The organism is Cupriavidus sp. 05N39 (assembly GCF_056397325.1).
The window spans coordinates 1-367 of sequence record NZ_JBFTNE010000408.1; the positions used below are offsets into that span (position 1 = coordinate 1).

The following is a 367-nucleotide window of genomic DNA, read 5'->3' on the forward strand; positions in this document are numbered from 1 at the left end:
GCCCACCAGTGCGCTGGACCCGCAGACCACCGCCTCGGTGCTCAAGCTGCTGGGCAGGATCAACCGCGAACTCGGCCTGACCATCGTGCTGATCACCCATGAGATGGACGTGATCCGCCGCGTCTGCGACCGCGTTGCCGTGCTCGATGCCGGCCACCTGGTCGAGACCGGCCCGGTCACCCAGGTGTTCCTGCACCCGCAGCACCCCACCACCCGCCACTTCGTCAGCGAATCGGAGCAGGTGGACGAAGGCGAGCTGCACAAGGATTTCGACGCCGTCGCCGGCCGCATCGTGCGCCTGACCTTCCTCGGTGCCGACACTTACGAACCGCTGCTGGGGCGCATCGCGCGCGAGACCGGCGTGGAC

Annotated in this window: 1 protein-coding gene; it reads left to right on the forward strand. The window is 68.4% G+C overall.

Going from position 1 to position 367, the window contains the following annotated elements:
• A partial coding sequence (locus tag AC1DN0_RS41935) for an ATP-binding cassette domain-containing protein (protein WP_477146736.1) occupies positions 1-367 on the forward strand: 367 nt, incomplete at both ends.